Genomic DNA, 19229 nt, shown 5'->3' with positions numbered 1-19229 from the left:
AACACCGGCAACGGGCCGATGCCCCGACAAATTCCGTACATCATCGCCAACGAAGGCTGCGAACGCTTCAGCTTCTACGGCATGCGCAACATCCTCACGCCGTTCCTGCTCAGCACCCTGCTGCTGTTCGTGCCGCTGGCCGACCGCGCCAGCGAGGCCAAGCATGTCTTCCACACCTTCGTCATCGGCGTGTACTTCTTCCCGCTGCTGGGCGGTTGGCTGGCCGACCGCTGGTTCGGCAAATACAACACGGTGTTCTGGTTCAGCCTGATCTACGTGGCCGGCCATGCCTGCCTGGCGTTCTTCGAGGACAACCTCAAGGGCTTCTACTTCGGCCTGTTCCTGATCGCGTTCGGCTCGGGCGGCATCAAGCCGCTGGTGGCGGCCTTCGTCGGCGACCAGTTCGACCAGACCAACAAGAACCGCGCCAAGCTGGTGTACGACGCCTTCTACTGGATCATCAACTTCGGCTCCTTCTTCGCCTCGCTGCTGATGCCGGTGTTCCTGCGCGACTACGGCCCGGCCGTCGCCTTCGGCATCCCCGGCATCCTGATGGCGATCGCCACGCTGGTGTTCTGGCTCGGCAAGCGCAAGTACATCCATGTGCCGCCGGCCGCGCCGAATCCGAATTCCTTCAGCAGCGTGGCCCGCACCGCGCTGATGAGCAAGCAGCCCGGCCAATCGCGCCCCGGCCTGATGATGGCCGGCGTCGGCGCGCTGGGCGCGGTGGCGTCGCTGTGCATGGCACCGCAATGGGGCTTCGTCATCGCCGCCTGCCTGGCGCTGGTGCTGGTGCTGGCGTTTGGCGGCATCGGCGTGTCGATGCAGCTGGACCGCGCGCGCGGCCTGCATAGCGACGAAGCGGTGGAAGGCGTGCGCTCGGTGCTGCGCATCCTGATCGTGTTCGCGATGGTGACGCCGTTCCATTCGCTGTTCGACCAGAAGGCCTCGACCTGGATCGTGCAGGCCAACGCGATGAACAGCCCGCTGCTGAACATCGTCGGCTGGGAATTCACGCTGCTGCCGGCGCAGATGCAGGCGGTCAATCCGATCCTGGTGATGCTGCTGATCCCTTTCAACAACCTGGCCTTGTATCCGATCATGCGCGCCATCGGCATCACGCCGACGCCGCTGCGCCGCATGGGCATGGGCATCGCGCTGGCCGGCGTATCGTGGATTGTGATCGGCATGATCCAGTTGCAGATGGACGGCGGCGACAAGGTCTCCATCCTGTGGCAGCTGCTACCGTATGCGCTGCTGACCTTGGGCGAGGTGCTGGTGTCAGCGACGGGATTGGAATTCGCGTACAGCCAGGCGCCGGTGCCGATGAAGGGCATCATCCTGAGCTTCTGGTATCTGGCCATCACGGTCGGCAACCTGTGGGTGCTGATCGTCAACGCGGGTGTGAAGAACGACGCCGTCAGCGCGTACATCGCCGGCAGCGGCATGGGGGTGATCGCGTTCCAGATGTTCTTCTTCGCCGCCTTCGCCCTGCTGGTCGCGGCGATCTTCGCGCTGTACGCGATACGCTACAAGATGGTGGACAACTACCGCGCCGATACCGCCAAAACCGCATAAAGTATCAAAACTACAGATTTTGGATTACCATAACCGGCAAATACAGGGGTACTTGTCGGTTATTTGTAGCCGCACTACCTGAATCTATAGTTTTGGAGGCGGCGATATGGGCGGTAAGTATCTTGGGGCGTGGCGGCGAGTTGCTGGGGTTTCGGTTGGCGGCGCGCTGGCGTTGACTTGTGTGGCGGCCGCGGCCGCCGATGCGACACTGGCTGCATGCGATGGGCCGTTCGCTACCGTCCTGCAGCCCGCCGTCGCTGCCGATGCGCGGGCCTATTGGCTCAATCGCCAGCTGGTCAAGTGGCCGGGCGCCAACGCTTCGGCTGGCGCTTTCAAACTCTATTACTCCGCTTCCGCCTCGCTGCATGCGACGCCTGGCGCGCGCGTGTCCGGCGCGGATGGCTCGCTGGCTTTGGCGCGCCTTGAAGGCGGCTTGCCGTCCGATGTCGCGCGGCGTTTCAAGTTCGTCGGCAACGGCGCGGTGCTGACGCTGGCAGCAGCGGATGTTGCGCGCCTCGGCGGCGTGCTGACGCAGCAGGTCATGCTGGTGCAGGAAGCCGATGACGGCACCGTGCGCGATGCCACCACGCTGCAAATCGCCGGCGCGCTCGATGACCTGTATGCCAGCGCCGACAACGCGCGCGATCTGGGCGTCACCGTCGGCAAACAAACCGGCTTCAAACTATGGGCGCCGACCGCTCAGCGCGTGGCGCTGTGCACCTACGCCGACGGCTCCGCCAAAGCCTCCACCATCACCACCATGCAGCGTGACGACGCCACCGGCATCTGGTCCGCGCACGTTGACGGCAAACACTCAGGCCAGTACTACCAATACCTGGTGGACGTGGTGGCGCCATCAGCGGGCCTGGTACGCAACCTCGTCACCGATCCTTATTCGATCAGCCTGACCACGGACTCCAAGCGCAGCTACATCGCCGACCTGAACGCCTCCAAGCTGAAGCCCGCCGGCTGGGACAACACCCCAGCCCCGAAAAAAGTTTCCACCCAATCCGACATGACGGTCTACGAACTGCATGTGCGCGACTTCTCGATCAACGACAGCACCGTCAGCGCCGCCAACCGCGGCAAGTACACCGCCTTCACCGAAGCCGGCTCCAACGGCATGAAGCACCTGGCCGCGCTGAGCAAGGCCGGCATGACCGACATCCACCTGCTGCCCGTGTACGACATCGGCAGCGTACCGGAAAAAGGCTGCGTCACGCCGGCCATCCCTGCCGGCCTGGCGCCGGACGGCGAACAACAGCAAGCGCTGGTCGCCAAGACCCAGGCCACCGACTGCTACAACTGGGGCTACGACCCCTACCACTACAACGCACCCGAAGGGAGCTACGCCACCGATCCGGCCGACGGCGCCAAGCGCATCGTCGAATTCCGCCAGATGGTGCAGGCGCTGCACAAGACCGGCCTGCGCGTCGGCATGGACGTGGTCTACAACCACACCTTCATCACCGGCCAGAACGAGAAGTCCGTGCTGGACCGCGTGGTGCCGGGCTACTACCACCGCCTGAACGCCAAGGGCGCGATCGAGCGCTCCACCTGCTGCGACAACACCGCCACCGAAAACCTGATGATGGCCAAGCTGATGATCGACTCCGTCGAACAGTGGGCCGTGCAGTACAAGATCGACTCGTTCCGCTTCGACCTGATGGGCCACCAGCCGCGCGCCGCGATGGAGCAGCTGCAAGCCCGCGCCGACCGCGCCACCGGCCGCCACATCAACTTGATCGGCGAAGGCTGGAACTTCGGCGAAGTGGCCGACGGCGCGCGCTTCGTGCAAGCCTCGCAGCTGTCGCTGAACGGCAGCGGCATCGGCACCTTCAGCGACCGCGCGCGCGATGCGGTGCGCGGCGGCGGCGCCGGCGACAGCGGCGTGCAGATGATCACGCAACAAGGCTACATCAACGGCCTGGTGTACGACGCCAACGAACAGGCGGGCGCACGCCCAGTCAGCGACCTGCTGCAAGCGTCGGACCTGGTCAAGGTCGGCCTGGCCGGTTCGATCCGCAGCTATCCGCTGCAAACCGCGGACGGCAAGACGCAGCCGTTGCAGGACATCGTCTACGGCGGCAACCAGCCGGCCGGCTACGCCAGCGAGCCCGGTGAAGTGGTCAACTACGTCGAGAACCACGACAACCAGACGCTGTACGACATCAACGCCTTCAAGCTGCCGCGCGCCACCACCAGCACCGAACGCGCGCAGGTGCAGATGCTGGGCGCCGCCATCAACGCCTTCAGCCAGGGCGTGGCCTACTTCCATGCGGGCTTCGATATCCTGCGCTCCAAATCGCTGGACCGCAACAGCTTCGAGTCAGGCGACTGGTTCAACCGCATCGACTGGAGCTACCAGGACAACTACTACGGCACCGGCGTCCCGCGCGCGGAAGACAACGGCAAAGACTACGAGCTGATTAAACCGCTGCTGCGCGACGCCGCCATCAAGCCGTCGCCGAAGGACATCGCCTACGCGCGCGACGCCTTCCGCGACCTGCTGGCGATACGCTCCAGCAGCACGCTGTTCCGTCTGCGCAGCGCCGCCGACATCAAGCAGCGCCTGCGCTTCCACAACACCGGCAGCGGCCAGGTGCCGACCATGATCGTCGCCCACCTGGACGGCGCCGGCTACGCGGGCGCAAACTTCAAGTCCATCACCTACCTGATCAACGTCGACAAAGTGGCGCAGCGCGTGACGGTCGACGCGGAAAAAAATCGCCGCTACCAACTGCATCCGGTCCACACCAACATGGCCGCAGCGGACAAACGCGTGGCCCTGGAAGCCAAGTACGACGCCGCTTCCGGCACGTTTGCAATTCCGCCACGCAGCGCCGTGGTATTCGTAGAAAAGAAGTAAACACCGTGATATCTTTTCGGCTCACTGTCGAGCCGGAAAGATATCATCATGAGATGCAACCATATCGCAGCACTGCTGCTTACGCTAACCCTGGTCGCCTGCGGCGGCGGCGGCGACTACAGCGCGCCGGCAAACCATGTGCCGGTCGCCGTCGCCGGACCTGCACAAGGCGTGACGGCGGGCAGCTCGGTCAAGCTGACCGGCAGCGGCACCGACGCGGACCAGGACATCCTGAGCTACTCGTGGACGCTGACCAAACCAGCTGGCAGCACGGCCGCCCTGCTGAACTTCCACGTCGCCACGCCGACCTTCTTTGTCGACCTTCCCGGCGTCTACGTCGCCACGCTGATCGTCAACGACGGCAAAATCGACAGCGCGCCATCATCCGTCATCATCACCGCGCAGTAGCTGGCGCACCTTGTTTAGTAATCGGCCAATAAACATGATGGCCGCCCGGGCCTGTTGGTTTGCGGCGATGGCATAGCTGCTACACTGGTTTTCGCCAGTCACCACCGCCAAAATTATGAAACTGCATACGCTTGCGCTGCCCCTCTTCCTGTTCGCGCTGACCGCTTCCGCCGCGCCCGTCGCCGATCCCGTCGAATGGATCAATCCCCTGATGGGCACCGCCAGCAAGCCCGAACTCTCGAACGGCAATACCTATCCGACCATCGCGCTGCCGTGGGGGATGAATTTCTGGACGCCGCAGACCGGCAAGATGGGCAACGGCTGGGCCTACACCTACGACGCCGACAAGATCCGCGGCTTCAAGCAAACGCACCAGCCGTCGCCGTGGATGAACGACTACGGACAGTTCGCCATCATGCCGGTCACCGGAAAACTCAAGTTCACGCAGGACGACCGCGCCAGCTGGTTCTCGCACAAGGCGGAAATGGCCAAGCCTTACTACTACAGCGTCTACCTGGCCGACGCCGACGTCACCACCGAAATCGCGCCGACCGAACGCGCCGCGCAGTTCCGCTTCACCTTCCCGAAAACCGACGACGCCTATGTGGTGGTGGACGCCTACGACAAAGGCTCGTACGTGAAGGTGATCCCGGCGGAGCGCAAGATCGTCGGCTACAGCACCCGCTACGCGCGCGGCCCGCTGCCGAAGAACTTCAAGAACTACTTCGTCATCTACTTCGACAAGCCATTCACCTCCACCCGCATCTGGAGCGGCGACAAACTGGTGAGCAACGTGATGGAACTGGCCAGCGACCATAGCGGCGCGGTGGTCGGCTTCAAGACCGCCAAGGGCGAGAAGGTCGGCATGCGCGTGGCCTCGTCCTTCATCAGCGAAGAACAGGCGGAGCTGAACCTGAAGCGCGAACTGGCCTCCGACAGCTTCGACGCCACCGCGCAAAAAGGCAAAGAGGTGTGGAACAAGACACTGAGCCGCATCAGCGTGGAAGGCGGCAGCGACGACCAGACGCGCACCTTCTATTCCAGCCTGTATCGCATGCTGTTCTTCCCGAACAAACTGTACGAGATCGACGCCAACAACCAGATCGTCCACTGGAGTCCACACAATGGCAAGATCCTGCCCGGCTATATGTACGCCGGCACCGGCTTCTGGGACACCTTCCGCGCGCTGTATCCCTTCCTGAACCTGATGTACCCATCGATCAACCGCGAAATGCAGGCCGGCCTGGCCAACGACTACAAGGAAAGCGGCTGGCTGCCCGAATGGTCCAGCCCCGGCCTGGCCGACGTCATGATCGGGAATAACTCGGCGTCGGTGGTGGCGGAGGCCTACATCAAAGGCCTGCGCGGCTACGACATCGACACGCTGTGGCAGGCGCTGAAGCACGGCGCCGACAACGAAGGACCGATGAGCGCCGTCGGCCGCGCCGGCGTCAAGTACTACAACGAACTTGGCTACGTGCCGTATGACGTCAAGATCAACGAGAACGCCGCCCGCACGCTGGAATATGCCTACGACGATTTCGCCATCTACCAGCTGGGCAAGGCGCTCGGCAAGCCGCAGTCGGAGATCGGCATCTATGCGCAACGGGCGATGAACTACAAAAAGCTGTTCGACCCGGAGACGAGCCTCATGCGCGGGAAGAACAAGGACGGCAGCTTCCAGTCGCCCTTCAAGCCGTTCAAATGGGGCGACGCCTTCACCGAGGGCAATAGCTGGCACTACACCTGGTCCGTGTTCCAGGACGTGAACGGCCTGGTGGACCTGATGGGTGGCCGCGAGAAGTTCGTCGCCAAGCTGGATCAGGTGTTCACGCTGCCGCCGACCTTCGACGAGAGCTACTACGGCGAAGTGATACACGAGATCCGCGAAATGCAGATCGCGAACATGGGCCAGTACGCGCACGGAAACCAACCCATCCAGCACATGATCTACCTGTACGACTACGCCGGCGCGCCGTGGAAGACGCAGTACTGGGCGCGCGAAACCATGAACCGCCTGTACAAGGCCACGCCGGACGGCTACTGCGGCGACGAGGACAACGGCCAGACCTCGGCATGGTATGTGTTCTCGGCGCTGGGCTTCTACCCTGTCACGCCGGTGGTGCCGCAGTACGTGGTCGGCGCGCCGCTGTTCAAGAAGGTCACGCTGCGGCTGGAGAACGGCAAGACGGTGGTGATCAACGCCCCCGCCAACAGCGACAGCAAGCGATATGTGAACGCGCTCAAGGTCAACGGCAAGCCGTATTCGAAGAACTGGCTGAGCCACGCGGGATTGATGCAGGGCGCGGTGCTGGACTTCGACATGTCCGACCAGCCGAACAAGCAACGCGCCACCACACCGGCTGACGCACCCTACTCGCTTTCGACCGACCGCTAACGCTTACTCCTGCCCGATCAAGACGACAGCGCTCTTCGTACCGAAGTTGACGCTGCCGCCTTTGACCACGGCGCTCTTGCCGGAGTAGTAGTCCTTCACCTTCTGGCCGTTGGCGAACACGCCGTGCAGATTGATGGTGGCGGCTTTGTCGGTCGGCAGGTCGAGCGCGACGACCACCTTGTCGTGCAGCACGCCCTTGTCGTAGGTGCGCTTGAAGACGTAAGGCTTGGCTTGCAGCTGCTGGTGCACGCCCGCGCCCACCGACACATGGTCCTTGCGGAACAGGCCGATCTTGGCCCAGTGCGCGCGCACCTCGGCGATCTTGTAGCCGTCGCGCTGCACATTGCGCTCCAGCTCATCCCAGTTCATGAAGGAGCGCAGCTTGGCGTCGCCCACCGCTTCGGCCACGTCCAGCTTGCGCGCGGTTTCGTCGCCGTAGTAGATCTGCGCCGCGCCAGGGGCGAGCAGCAGTTTGTTCGCGCTCTCGAACGGCTTCTTGCGCGAGGCGTCAAACGGCTTGTCGTAGTCGTGCGAGTCCAGGTAGTTCAGCACCGAGTAGCCATCCAGCGCGCCACCGTGCAGCATATTCGAATAGCTGCTGAACAGCGGCTCGTAGTCTTTCTCCGCATCGTAGACCAAGCCGAAATTGATCAGGCTATTGAAGCCACTCTGATAGTAGTTGACGGTCTGGCCGCCGCCCAGGTCGAACACCTGGCCCTGCGCGATGTTGTAGTTGTAGACTTCCGCCGTCGAATAGAACTTGTCGTCGCTGAGCTTCTTGTCCGGGTTGGCGCGCTTCCAGTCCTCGAAGGCGGCAGCGGCAACGGTGTTCAGCTCCTTCCATGCCTTGGCCTCGACGTGCTTGACGGTGTCCGCGCGGAAGCCGTCCACGCCATATTTGCGCACCCAGTCCGAATGCCACTTCATCAGGTAGTAGCGCGGCGCGCGCGGATAGCCGGTGCGGGCGAAGAACTCGTCCAGTTCCTTCACCTCACGCTCGAAGCGGCCTTCGCGCTGCCACTTCGCCGCCAGGTTCTCCGGCAGCTCGACCGGGGTGTCGCTGTCGGTGCGGAAGTCCGGCAGGTTCTTCACCAGCGTGCATTCGATAGTGGTCTTGGCGTCCTTGTAGGTGCACTGCGGTTCGGTGCGCACCCAGTCTTCCGGCCATACATAGTCGGTCGCCGTCACCGGGCCGGTCTGGTTCATCACCACGTCCAGCAGCACGCGGATGCCGTGCGCGTGCGCGGCGTCGACCATATTGCGGAAGTCGTTTTCCGTACCCAGGTTGGCGTCGACGGCGGTGAAGTCGGCGGCCCAATAACCGTGGAAGCCGTAGGACTTGCCGGTGCCTTCATCGGTGCCTTCGTGGATCTGCTCCACCGGCGGCGAGACCCAGATCGCGCTCACGCCCAGGCTGTCGAAATAGCCTTCATTGATCTTGTTGGTGATGCCGGCCAGGTCGCCGCCCATGTAGCCGCGCAGCGGGCCGGCGTCCGCCTTGCGGCCGTAGGCGAGGTCGTTGCCGACGTAGGCGTTGTTGAAGCGGTCGGTCAGCATGAAATAGATCGTGGCGTTCTCCCACAGGAATGGCTTGCGGGCGGCCTGCTTGGCGGCCGGCGCGGCGACGGCCGAGGTGCAGGCCGCAGCCGCTCCAAGCGCCAGTGCCAGGGTCATTGCAAGGGGAGTCAATTTCATGCTGTCTTCCTTTATGGTGGTTTTATGTGGTGACGGTCGGACGCGCGCGTCCGGTCCATCCGGTGATGCCGCCAACCTGCTCGGCGATGAGTATCAATGCGGATAAGGCCTGCTGCGTGGGCAGGTGGTGGTAGGCTGGATCGGCCTCGTAGCGCTCCAGGTAGACGCGCAGCGTCGCGCCCTCGGTGCCGGTTCCGGACAGGCGGTACACGATGCGCGAGCCGTCGGTCATGACAATCCGTATGCCCTGCTGCGTGGCGTGCGAGCCGTCGACCGGATCGGTGTAGTCGAAATCGTCGGCGAAATCGACCACGTAATGCCCCAGGTCCTGCCCCGCCAGCGTGGCCAGCTTGATGCGCAGGGAGGCCATGAGTTCATTGGCGGCGGCGGCCTCAACCCCTTCGTAGTCGTGGCGCGAATAGTAGTTGCGGCCGAAGCGCGCCCAGTGCTCGCCCACCAGCTGCTCCACCGACTTGCCGCTGGCGGCCAGCAGGTTGAGCCAGAACAGCACTGCCCACAAGCCGTCCTTCTCGCGGATATGGTCCGAGCCGGTGCCGTAGCTCTCCTCGCCGCACAGTGTGGCCTTGCCCGCATCCAGCAGCGTGCCGAAGAACTTCCAGCCGGTCGGCGTTTCGTAGCAAGGGATGCCCAGCGCATCGGCCACGCGGTCGGCCGCGCGCGAGGTCGGCATCGAGCGGGCGATGCCTTTCAGGCCGGCGCGGTAGCCCGGCGCCACGGCCGCGTTGGCGGCCAGCACGGCCAGGCTGTCGGACGGCGTGACATCGAACTTGCGGCCGACGATCATGTTGCGGTCGCCGTCGCCGTCGGAGGCGGCGCCGAAGTCTGGCGCGTCGTCCGCCGCCATGATGGCGATCAGCTGCGCGGCGTTGACGGGATTGGGGTCCGGGTGATGGCCGCCGAAATCCTCCAGCGGCACGCCGTTGATGACGGTGCCGGCCGGCGCGCCCAGCATGCCTTCGAGGATGGTCTTGGCGTAGGGGCCGGAGACCGCGTGCATGCCATCGAAGCACATGCGGAAGCCGCGCCCGAACAGCGCCTTGATGGCGTCGAAGTCGAACAGGCGCCGCATCAGTTCCGCGTAGTCGGCCACCGGGTCGATCACCTCGACCTCCATCTGCTCGATGCGCGAGACGCCGAGGCGATCGATATCGATGGCCGGCGCGTCGCTGATGCGGTACTGCCTGATGCTTTCGGTGCGGTGGAAGATCGCCTCGGTCACGCTCTCCGGCGCGGGGCCGCCGGCGGCGATGTTGTACTTGATGCCGAAGTCGCCATCCGGCCCGCCCGGGTTGTGGCTGGCCGACAGCACGATGCCGCCCAGCGCGCCGTGCTTGCGGATCACGCAGCTGACGGCGGGCGTCGACAGGATGCCGCCCTGCCCCACCAGCACCTTGGCGTAGCCGTGCGCCGCCGCCATGTGCAGTATGGTCTGCACCGCCTCGCGGTTGTGGAAGCGGCCATCGCCGCCCAGCACCAGCGTTTTTCCGGCGCAGTCGCCCAGCGTGTCGAACACGCTTTGCACGAAGTTTTCAAGATAGGAAGGCTGCTGGAAGATGGTGACTTTTTTCCGCAAGCCGGAAGTCCCCGGCCGCTGGCCAGGGAATGCTTTGGTCGCTACAGTTTGTATGCTCATGTTCGCTCCGCACAGGTAAAGGACAGTATTCGCAGCCCCTGTTGTACCTGTTCCGGCAAACGGGCGGCGCGCGACTACGTGGTCAAGCGAACAATCCTACATCAGTGGCCGGCCGGTTCGGCGTTATCGCGGACTGCCAGGGTCAGCACGCCGGCCACCGCCATGCACACGCCGCCCAGCATCAGGGTCTTGACGGTGTGGCCGGCGAACCAGTGCTTGGTGACGAAGCCCAGCAGCACGCCGCTGACGATCTGCGGAATGGTGATGAAGAAGTTGAACACGCCCATGTAGTAGCCCATGCGCTTGGCGGGCAGCGCGCCGGCCAGGATCGCGTAGGGCATGGTCAGGATGCTGGCCCAGGCGATGCCGACGCCGATCATCGGCACGAACAGCAGGTTCAGGTCATGGATGGCGTAGATGCTGAACAGGCTGGCGCCGCCGATCAGCAGGCAGCTCATGTGTACGAACTTGCGGCTGGTCTTGCGCGCGAAAATCGGCAGGATGAAGGCGGCCAGCGCGGAAACGCCGCTGTAGACGGCAAACATCACGCCGACCCGGTTGCCCGCCTCCTGAAACGCCACCGATTGCGCGTCGGTGGTGCCGAAGACGTTTTCGCCAATGGCGGAGGTGGTGTAGATCCACATCGCGAACAAGGCGATCCAGGAGAAGAACTGCACGGCGGCCAGCTGCACCATGGTCTTCGGCATATTGGTGAAGCCGCCCATGATTTCCTTGAGCGCGTGACCCAGGCCCTTGGTGCGGCGCTGCTCGGCGCGGAAGGCTTCCATGTCTTCGGGCGGCGTTTCCTTGGCGGTGAGGACGGTCCACAACACGGCCAGGAAGTAGATGGCGCCGCCGGCGTAGAACGAGTAACGTACCGTGTCGGGAATGGCGCCGTTGACCGGCACGTTGCTCACGCCCATAAAGTCGGCGAAGATGGTCGGCAGCAGCGAGGCGATCACCGCGCCCCAGCCGATGAAGAAGGTCTGCATCGCGAAGCCGGCGGTCTGCTGCGAGGAACCCAGCTTGTCGCCGACGAAGGCGCGGAACGGCTCCATCGAGACGTTGATGGCGCCATCCATCAGCCACAGGACGACGACGGCCATCCACAGCGCGGTGGAATTGGGCATCAGGAACAGCGCGATCGACGCCAGCAAGGCGCCGACGAAGAAGAACGGACGGCGGCGGCCCCAGGTCGGATGCCAGGTGTTGTCACTCAGGTAGCCGATAATCGGCTGCACCAGCAGGCCGGTGACCGGCGCCGCGAGCCAGAACAGGGACAGGTCGTCGGGATTGGCGCCCAGCGTGGAGAAAATCCGGCTGGTGTTGGCATTTTGCAGCGCAAAGCCGAACTGGATGCCGAAAAAGCCGAAGCTCATGTTCCACAACTGCCAAAACGACAGTATGGGCTTGCTGCTGGAAGATTGCATGCTGCGGGTCCCCGACTATTTTGAATTTGTAGCAAAATAACACGCAGCCTGATACGTGTCAATTGAAAGAGTTTCCCAGTAAAATAAAGGAAACAAGCCATCCCAAGGGCAGTATTTTGTAGTCAAATGTAGCCAAACAACAAAATCATAACCACCTCTGAGACCATACACACATGAAAAGCAATTCCATCGCCAAACTGGCGGCCATGTTGCCGCTGCTGGTCGTCAGCCAGGCCGGCCAGGCGCAGAACGCCGACCGCAAATTCGACAGCGCCACCCGCAACGGCGGCCAGCTGGAAGTCCATACCAGCGACGGCCGCTATGTCATCAAGCCCTACTCGGCCGGCATCGTTGAAACCACCTTCGTGCCGAACGGCGAGCAAATCGACCCCGCCTCGCACGCGGTGGTATTGGCGCCGGCCGCCATCCGCACCACGCTGACCACAAAGGTCAACAGCATCGAATATGCCACACCCGGCATCGTTGTCACCATTACCAAGTCGCCGTTCCAGATTTCGTATGCCTACAAGGGCAAGCGCCTGGTCGCCGAGAAGCACGGCTACGTCAAGTTCAAGGACGACGTGGCCACCGGCAGCAGGGATATCAACAAGGGCGAGGCGCGCGAACTGGAGGGCATCGAGTTCGCGCTGGACAAGGACGAAGCCCTGTACGGCGCCGGCGAACGGGCGGTCGGCATGAACCGCCGCGGCCACCGCTTCACGCTGTACAACAAGGCGCACTACGGCTACGACGACAAGTCCGAACAGATGGGTTATGCGATGCCGGTCGCGCTGTCGTCGAAGATGTACGCGCTCCACTTCGACAATCCGCAAACCGGCTATCTCGATTTCGACAGCAAGAACAACGACAGCCTGACCTACGAAACCATCGGCGGCCGCAAGACCTACCAGGTGATCGCCGGCGACAGCTGGGAAGACGTGGTGGGCAACTACACCAGCCTGACCGGCAAACAACCGCTGCCGCCGCGCTGGGCCTTCGGCAATTTCGCGATGCGCTTCGGCTACCGCAACGAGGCCGTCGCGCGCGACACGGTCAACAAATTCATCGCCGACGACATTCCACTCGACGCCATCGTGTTCGACCTGTTCTGGTTCGGCAAAGAGATCAAGGGAACGATGGGCAACCTGGCCTGGGACAAGGACAGCTTCCCCAACGCCACCGGCATGATCGCCGACTTCCAGAAAAAAGGCGTGCAGACGGTGGTGATCACCGAGCCATTTATTCTCGATACGTCCAGCAAGTGGCAGGAAGCGGTCGACAACAAGGTGCTGGGCATGGACGCCAACGGCGCGCCGCTGGCCTACGACTTTTACTTCGGCCACACCGGCTTGATCGACATCTTCGGCAAGCCGGGCAAGGACTGGTTCTGGAACATCTACAAGGGCCTGCGCGAACAGGGCGTGACCGGCGTGTGGGGCGATCTGGGCGAGCCGGAAGTGCATCCGGCCGCCATGCGCCACGCCACCGGCAGCGCCGACCAGGTACACAACATCTACGGCCACCAATGGGCGCGGCTGGTGGCGGAAGGCTATCAGCAGGACTTCCCGACCGAGCGCCCGTTCATCCTGATGCGCGCCGGCTACTCGGGCACGCAGCGCTACGGCATCATCCCGTGGTCCGGCGATGTCAACCGGGGCTGGGGCGGCTTGCAGGCGCAGCCCGAGATATCGCTGCAAATGGGGATGCAGGGCGCGGGCTATATGCACTCGGACCTGGGCGGCTTCGCCAACCCGGTGCTGGACAATGAGCTCTACACGCGCTGGCTGCAGTACGGGGTGTTCCAGCCGATCTTCCGTCCGCACGCGCAGGACGAGGTGGCGCCGGAGCCGGTCTACCGCGAAGACCGCACCAAGGCGCTGGCGCGCGAGGCGATCCGCCTGCGCTATCGCCTGCTGCCGTACAACTACACGCTGGGCTTCGACAACAACCAGAAAGGCCTGCCGCTGATGCGCCCCATGCTGTACGAGGAGCCGGGCAACGCCAAGGTGCGCGCGATGTCGTCGACCTACCTGTGGGGCAAGGACTTCCTGGTCACGCCGGTGCTCAAGCAGGGCGCGACCACGGCCGAGGTCTACTTCCCCGCCCGCAGCGCATGGTTCGATTTCTACAGCGGCGAGAAGTACGCCGGCGGCGCCACCGTGTCGGTGAAGCTGAACGCCGACCACGTGCCGGTCTACGTACGCGCCGGCGCCTTCATCCCGATGGCCAAGGTGGTGCAGACCACGCGCGACTATTCGACCAAGCATATCGACCTGCACTACTACCACGACGCCTCGGTCGGCGCCGGCGCCGGCAAGCTGTATGACGACGACGGCAGCACCGCGCAAGCCTACGAACAGGGCAAGTACGAGCTGCTGCACTTCGCCAGCAAGCTGCAAGGCCGCAGCCTGTCGCTGCGCATCGAATCGGAAGTGGGCAAGCAGTACCAGCGCCCCGAGCGCAGCATCGCGCTGCAAGTGCACAACGTGACAGCCCACCCGTCGCTGGTGCGCGTCGACGGCAAGCCGGTCATCTTCGTCTGGGACGAAGCGGCCAAGATGCTGAACATCGCGCTGCCGGCCAGCAGCCAGGCCGGCCGGAGCGTCGCCATCACCCTGTAAGCGTGTATCATTGCTGGCCATTGAATCCATTGATTCGATGGCCAACAAGACCATATACGGAGATAGGGAGATGCCAGTGTCACCAAAAATCATCAGCACGCTGTTCGCGCTCAGCGCCATGACAGCCGCCAGCACTACCGTGCTAGCCGCCCCCGCAAAAAAACCCACCGTCGCAGAAGCCGAGCGCTTCCTGGCCGACACCGAAGCCCACCTCAATAAGCTGAACAACGAACAGGCCAAAGGCGCCTGGGTCGGCTCCAACTTCATCACCGACGACACCGAAGCCATCGCCTCCTTCTTCGCCGAACGCTACCTGACGGCGGCCGGCGAAGCGGCCATCGCAGCGCGCCGTTTCAACGGTTTGAAGCTGCCGGCCGAATCGGCCCGCAAGATGATGCTGCTGCAGCAGACGCTGGTCTTCGCCGACGCCAAGGAACGCGAAAGCTACGCGCAATTGCAGGCGGCGATGAACGGCGCCTACGGCAAAGGCAAGTACTGCCCGAAGAAGCCCGACGGCACGGCCGACGCCTGCATGGCGCTGGGCGAAATGGAGAAGGTGCTGGCCAAGAGCCGCGACGAGGCCAAGCTGAAGGAAATGTGGCTGGGCTGGCACGCGCAATCGCCGTCCTACAAGCAGAAATACACCGAATACGTCGCGCTGTCGAACAAGGGCGCCAAGCAGATGGGCTTTGTCGATACCGGCGCCATGTGGCGCTCGCAGTACGACATGCCGCCGGAAGCCTTCTCGGCCGAGATGGAGCGCCTGTGGCAGCAGGTCAAGCCGCTGTATGAAGCGCTGCACACCTACACCCGCTACAAGCTGCGCCAGACCTACGGCCCGGACGTGGTGCCGCTGACCGGCCCTATCCCGTCCCACCTGTTCGGCAACATGTGGAGCCAGAACTGGAACAACCTGTATCCGCTGCTGAAGCCAGCGACGGGCGCCAGCAGCTTTGACCTGAGCAAGGTGCTGGAAGACCGCAAGACCGACGCCAAGCAGATGACGCAATACGCCGAGCGTTTCTACACCTCGCTGGGCATGCAGAAGCTGCCGGAATCGTTCTGGGAGCGCTCGCTGCTGACCAAGCCGCGCGACCGCGACGTGGTGTGCCACGCCTCCGCCTGGCCGCTGAACGAGAAGGACGACGTCCGCATCAAGATGTGCATCACGCCGACGGCCGAGGACTTCACCGTGATCCATCACGAGCTGGGTCACGTCTACTACTTCCTCAACTACACCAAGCAGCCCTACCTGTTCCGCAACGGCGCCAACGACGGCTTCCATGAAGCCATCGGCGACACGGTCGCGCTGTCGATCACGCCGAGCTATCTGCAAAAGGTCGGCCTGATGGACCAGGCGCCGGACGCCAACGCCGACATCGGCCAGTTGCTGGAGCGCGCGCTGAGCAAGGTCGCGATCCTGCCGTTCGCCTACTCGGTGGACAAGTGGCGCTGGGACGTCTACTCCGGCAAGACCAAGCCGGCCGACTACGACAAGAGCTGGTGGCAACTGCGCGAACAGTACATGGGCATGAAGCGCCCGGCGGCGATCGACGGCAAAGGCGCAGGCTTCGACGCCGGCGCCAAGTACCACGTGGCGGCGGACGTGCCGTATGCGCGCTACTTCCTGGCCGACATGCTGCAGTTCCAGTTCCACCGCGCGCTGTGCCGCGAAGCCGGCTACACCGGTCCGCTGCACCGCTGCTCGGTGTACGACAACGCCAAGGCCGGCGCCAAGCTGCAGCAGATGCTGGCGATGGGCGCGAGCAAGCCGTGGCCGGAAGCGCTGAAGGCGATTTCGGGCGAGGACAAGATCGACGGCGGCGCGCTGCTCGACTACTTCGCACCACTGAAGTCCTGGCTCGACACGCAGAACGCCGCCTTCGCCGCGGCTGAGAAGAAGTAATCCCCTCCCAAGCCCCTATCCAGTGCGGAAGCAAGGGGTAGGGGTTGTCGCTACGCCAAGGCCTGCCGTGATAAAAAAAAGCATATTAATAGCTGCGTTCACCTTATCCATTCCATTTTATGGATGTAAAGCGCAGGATGTAAGCGAACCGCAAATTGGTGGAATAAAGCAGTTTGTGCAAATCAGTACGGACGATACGGCCAAGCCGGTGCTCCTTTTTCTATCAGGCGGGCCAGGCAGCTCGATGATAAAAAACGAGGCGGCTTTTACCAGGATACTGCGATCCAGATTCACGATTGTTCACTGGGATCAGAGAAACGCGGGGAAAACACTGGCCTTGAATCCTTCACCCACTCAACCTTCGGTTGAGCAAATGGTGAATGACACCTATCAGGTCATCGAATTTGTCAGGAAAAAGCTGGGCAAGGAGAAGATTTACTTGCTGGGAAGTTCATGGGGGAACGTTCTGGGCTTCCAGATCGTCAAAACCCATCCTCAACTCCTGCATGCCTATTTTGCCGTCAATCCCGTGGTGAGCCAGGTGGCCAGCGAAAAGGAACTGCTGCTGACCTTGAAGACGCATTTCGAGGGGAACCCGCTCGCCACCGAAGAATTAGCCAAGGTGAACATCCCCATCAAGGCCGACGAAGACCTGTTTTACTTGAGGAAATGGCTCTTTTACAAGGACGGCAAGGAATTTGTGACCAGTAATGAATTCAAGAACGGTTTCCTCGAATGGTCAAAATCCTGGTCACCGGTGTGGAACGAAGTCATGAATATCGACTTGCCAGAAACGCTGAAGGAGGTCGACTGTCCAGTTTATTTCTTTGTCGGCAAAAACGATATTCAAACCTCCACCAGGATTACAGTAAAGTACTTTGAGAGGCTGCAAGCGCCCAAAAAAGAGCTGTATATTTTTGAAAAATCCGGACATCAAATTCATCAAGATGAACCGGAACGGTTTCAAAATACGATCATCTCGACATTGGCTCAACGCACGCCGTAGTTAGGGCGTTTCATCTGCATGCCGCCGCCTGGCAGTGGGCGGCGATGAAGTCTTCGTGGTTCGGCATCTTGCCGGCCCAGTTGTCCACCACGGTCTTGATGGTGCGCAGATGCGCCTCGATCTGCTCCTGCGGATACAGGCCCACCAGCGCAAGCCAAGCCGGGATGATGACTTAGGGGGGTGTACTGAATTCTGTGTAAACGGGTTTTCGTTTAAGCCTGCGGCACCCGGTCTTCAAACTGGATGGCGAAGCGGTTCAGTGCAGCTTTCCAGTCCCGTATCGGCATCGTCCATTTCTTGCTGATGTTGTTCAGCGCCAGATAAAACAGCTTGCTCACAGCCTCATCGGTCGGAAAGGAACTGCGGATCTTCGTGACTTTTCGCAGGCTCATATTAATCGATTCAATCGCGTTCGTGGTGTAAATCACCTTGCGGATTTCCGGCGGGTAGTCAAAGAACGGGATGACGCGTTCCCAGTTGCGGCGCCATGACTGACTTATTGGTTTATACTGTTTATCCTATTTATTCTCAAATTCCGTCAGCCGGAGTTCAGCCTCGTCGGCGGTGGCCGCGCTGTAGATTTGCTTCAGATCGGCGGCCACTTCCTTCTGCGCTTTCCAGGGAACGAAGTTCAAGCTGTTGCGCACCATATGCACAATGCATAGTTGAACGGCGGCCTGCGGATAGACCGCCTCGATGGCGTCCGGGAAGCCTTTTAAACCGTCGACGCATGCGATGAAGATATCCTGCACGCCGCGATTTTTGAGTTCGGTCACGACCTGCAGCCAGAACTTGGCGCCTTCGGTTTGAGAGATCCAGAGGCCCAAGACTTCCTTGTGGCCTTCCATGTTGACCCCGATGGCCAGGTAGACCGCCTTGGTGCGCACAGCGCCGTTGTCGCGTACCTTGACGCGAATGCAGTCGAGATAAAGGATCGGGTACACGGCGTCGAGCGGGCGGGCCTGCCAGAGCTTCACATCCTCGCTGACGGCGTCCGTGACGTTGGAGATGAGGGTCGGTGACACCTCGGCGCCGTACATCTCCTCCAGATGGCTTTGAATCTCCCGCACACTCAGCCCGCGCGCGTAGAGCGAGATGATTTTGTCGTCAAAGCCGGCCCAGCGAGTTTGGTTCTTGACCACGATCTGCGGCTCGAACGTCCCCTGGCGGTCGCGGGGCACGTCCAGCGGCAGAGCGCCAAAGTCGCCCTTGAGGGTCTTGGTGCTATGGCCGTTGCGGGTGTTGCCGGTGCCGTTGGTCACCTCGCCGCTCTTATCATGGCCCAGGTGATCGGTCATTTCGGTCTCCAAAGCGCGCTCCACCAGCATCTTGGTGAGCTGCTTGAGCAGGCCGTTTTCGCCGATCAGGTCCTCCGGCTTCTGGTAGTTCGCCAGCAGGCTGTCGGCCAGTTTGAGCAGTTCGGGATCGGGCTTGGCCCGCTTGTTACGCTTTACAACGGTCATTAAATCTCCTTGATGGCGGCAGTGTCCTGCCAAATGACCGTTTACACAATATTATTTACACCCTCTGACTTAGTTATCCAATAGCTCCCCTACGCTCTTTAACAATGCCCTCGCTTCGTCAATTGTAGCGCCCATGCGTGTCTCGAAATCACGGGGTCCTAGCGCGTTACAGACTTCGTTCAGAGCATTGTTGACTATTAA

The 19229-nt window shown here is 62.2% G+C and carries 11 protein-coding genes and 1 pseudogene; 7 read left to right on the top strand and 5 right to left on the bottom strand.

The features are described 5' to 3' along the window. Positions 1–18 precede the first annotated feature (18 nt). The 4 genes from KVP70_RS28380 to KVP70_RS28365 all read left to right on the top strand — a co-directional run bounded on the left by KVP70_RS28380 (position 19) and on the right by KVP70_RS28365 (position 7253). Positions 19–1578: a POT-type proton-dependent oligopeptide transporter gene (locus KVP70_RS28380; protein WP_217945780.1), complete on the top strand. Its 1560-nt coding sequence runs from the start codon at positions 19–21 to the stop codon at positions 1576–1578. Positions 1579–1684: 106 nt separating this feature from the next. Then, complete coding sequence (gene pulA, locus KVP70_RS28375) at positions 1685–4447, top strand: pullulanase-type alpha-1,6-glucosidase (RefSeq protein WP_217945747.1); 2763 nt, start codon at positions 1685–1687, stop codon at positions 4445–4447. 48 nt (positions 4448–4495) lie between these two features. Next, the gene (locus KVP70_RS28370; RefSeq protein ID WP_217945746.1) at positions 4496–4855 is read left to right on the top strand and encodes a PKD domain-containing protein; all 360 of its coding nucleotides are present in this window, start codon (positions 4496–4498) and stop codon (positions 4853–4855) included. 115 nt (positions 4856–4970) lie between these two features. Continuing rightward, positions 4971–7253, top strand: coding sequence for a GH92 family glycosyl hydrolase (locus tag KVP70_RS28365; RefSeq protein ID WP_217945745.1), 2283 nt, complete (start codon positions 4971–4973; stop codon positions 7251–7253). Positions 7254–7256: 3 nt separating this feature from the next. On the opposite strand, the gene KVP70_RS28360 is transcribed toward KVP70_RS28365, so the two are convergent. The 3 genes from KVP70_RS28360 to KVP70_RS28350 all read right to left on the bottom strand — a co-directional run bounded on the left by KVP70_RS28360 (position 7257) and on the right by KVP70_RS28350 (position 12032). Continuing rightward, positions 7257–8948: an alpha-amylase family glycosyl hydrolase gene (locus tag KVP70_RS28360; protein ID WP_217945744.1), complete on the bottom strand. Its 1692-nt coding sequence runs from the start codon at positions 8946–8948 to the stop codon at positions 7257–7259. A gap of 22 nt (positions 8949–8970) precedes the next feature. Then, a complete protein-coding gene (locus tag KVP70_RS28355) occupies positions 8971–10602 on the bottom strand; it encodes an alpha-D-glucose phosphate-specific phosphoglucomutase (RefSeq protein WP_217945743.1) in 1632 nt (543 codons plus the stop codon). 101 nt (positions 10603–10703) lie between these two features. Beyond that, positions 10704–12032 (bottom strand): MFS transporter, encoded by a 1329-nt coding sequence (locus tag KVP70_RS28350; protein WP_217945742.1) that lies wholly within the window; start codon positions 12030–12032, stop codon positions 10704–10706. 173 nt (positions 12033–12205) lie between these two features. On the opposite strand from KVP70_RS28350, the gene KVP70_RS28345 reads away from it, so the two are divergent. The 3 genes from KVP70_RS28345 (at position 12206) to KVP70_RS28335 (ending at position 17565) form a co-directional block, all read left to right on the top strand. Further along, the gene (locus tag KVP70_RS28345) at positions 12206–14653 is read left to right on the top strand and encodes a glycoside hydrolase family 31 protein (protein ID WP_217945741.1); all 2448 of its coding nucleotides are present in this window, start codon (positions 12206–12208) and stop codon (positions 14651–14653) included. Positions 14654–14723: 70 nt separating this feature from the next. Then, the gene (locus KVP70_RS28340; protein ID WP_217945740.1) at positions 14724–16559 is read left to right on the top strand and encodes a M2 family metallopeptidase; all 1836 of its coding nucleotides are present in this window, start codon (positions 14724–14726) and stop codon (positions 16557–16559) included. Positions 16560–16626: 67 nt separating this feature from the next. After that, complete coding sequence (locus tag KVP70_RS28335) at positions 16627–17565, top strand: alpha/beta fold hydrolase (RefSeq protein ID WP_262311793.1); 939 nt, start codon at positions 16627–16629, stop codon at positions 17563–17565. A 10-nt stretch (positions 17566–17575) separates the two neighbouring features. Here the strand turns inward: KVP70_RS28335 and KVP70_RS34690 are convergent, their stop codons facing one another. After that, positions 17576–17710 (bottom strand): hypothetical protein, encoded by a 135-nt coding sequence (locus KVP70_RS34690; RefSeq protein WP_255575868.1) that lies wholly within the window; start codon positions 17708–17710, stop codon positions 17576–17578. A gap of 67 nt (positions 17711–17777) precedes the next feature. After that, positions 17778–19028, bottom strand: a pseudogene (locus tag KVP70_RS28330) (IS256 family transposase). Positions 19029–19229 lie beyond the last annotated feature (201 nt).

It is taken from the genome of Duganella violaceipulchra (assembly GCF_019166075.1).
Classification (GTDB): Bacteria; Pseudomonadota; Gammaproteobacteria; order Burkholderiales; family Burkholderiaceae_D; genus Rugamonas; species Rugamonas violaceipulchra.
This window is presented reverse-complemented; position numbering and strand designations above follow the sequence as displayed.

Coding starts and splice junctions, on each gene's coding strand:
- KVP70_RS28380 (WP_217945780.1), top strand. CDS start 19: ATGCCCCGACAAATTCCGTACATCATCGCCAACGAAGGCTGCGAACGC.
- pulA (WP_217945747.1), top strand. CDS start 1,685: ATGGGCGGTAAGTATCTTGGGGCGTGGCGGCGAGTTGCTGGGGTTTCG.
- KVP70_RS28370 (WP_217945746.1), top strand. CDS start 4,496: ATGAGATGCAACCATATCGCAGCACTGCTGCTTACGCTAACCCTGGTC.
- KVP70_RS28365 (WP_217945745.1), top strand. CDS start 4,971: ATGAAACTGCATACGCTTGCGCTGCCCCTCTTCCTGTTCGCGCTGACC.
- KVP70_RS28360 (WP_217945744.1), bottom strand. CDS start 8,948: ATGAAATTGACTCCCCTTGCAATGACCCTGGCACTGGCGCTTGGAGCG.
- KVP70_RS28355 (WP_217945743.1), bottom strand. CDS start 10,602: ATGAGCATACAAACTGTAGCGACCAAAGCATTCCCTGGCCAGCGGCCG.
- KVP70_RS28350 (WP_217945742.1), bottom strand. CDS start 12,032: ATGCAATCTTCCAGCAGCAAGCCCATACTGTCGTTTTGGCAGTTGTGG.
- KVP70_RS28345 (WP_217945741.1), top strand. CDS start 12,206: ATGAAAAGCAATTCCATCGCCAAACTGGCGGCCATGTTGCCGCTGCTG.
- KVP70_RS28340 (WP_217945740.1), top strand. CDS start 14,724: ATGCCAGTGTCACCAAAAATCATCAGCACGCTGTTCGCGCTCAGCGCC.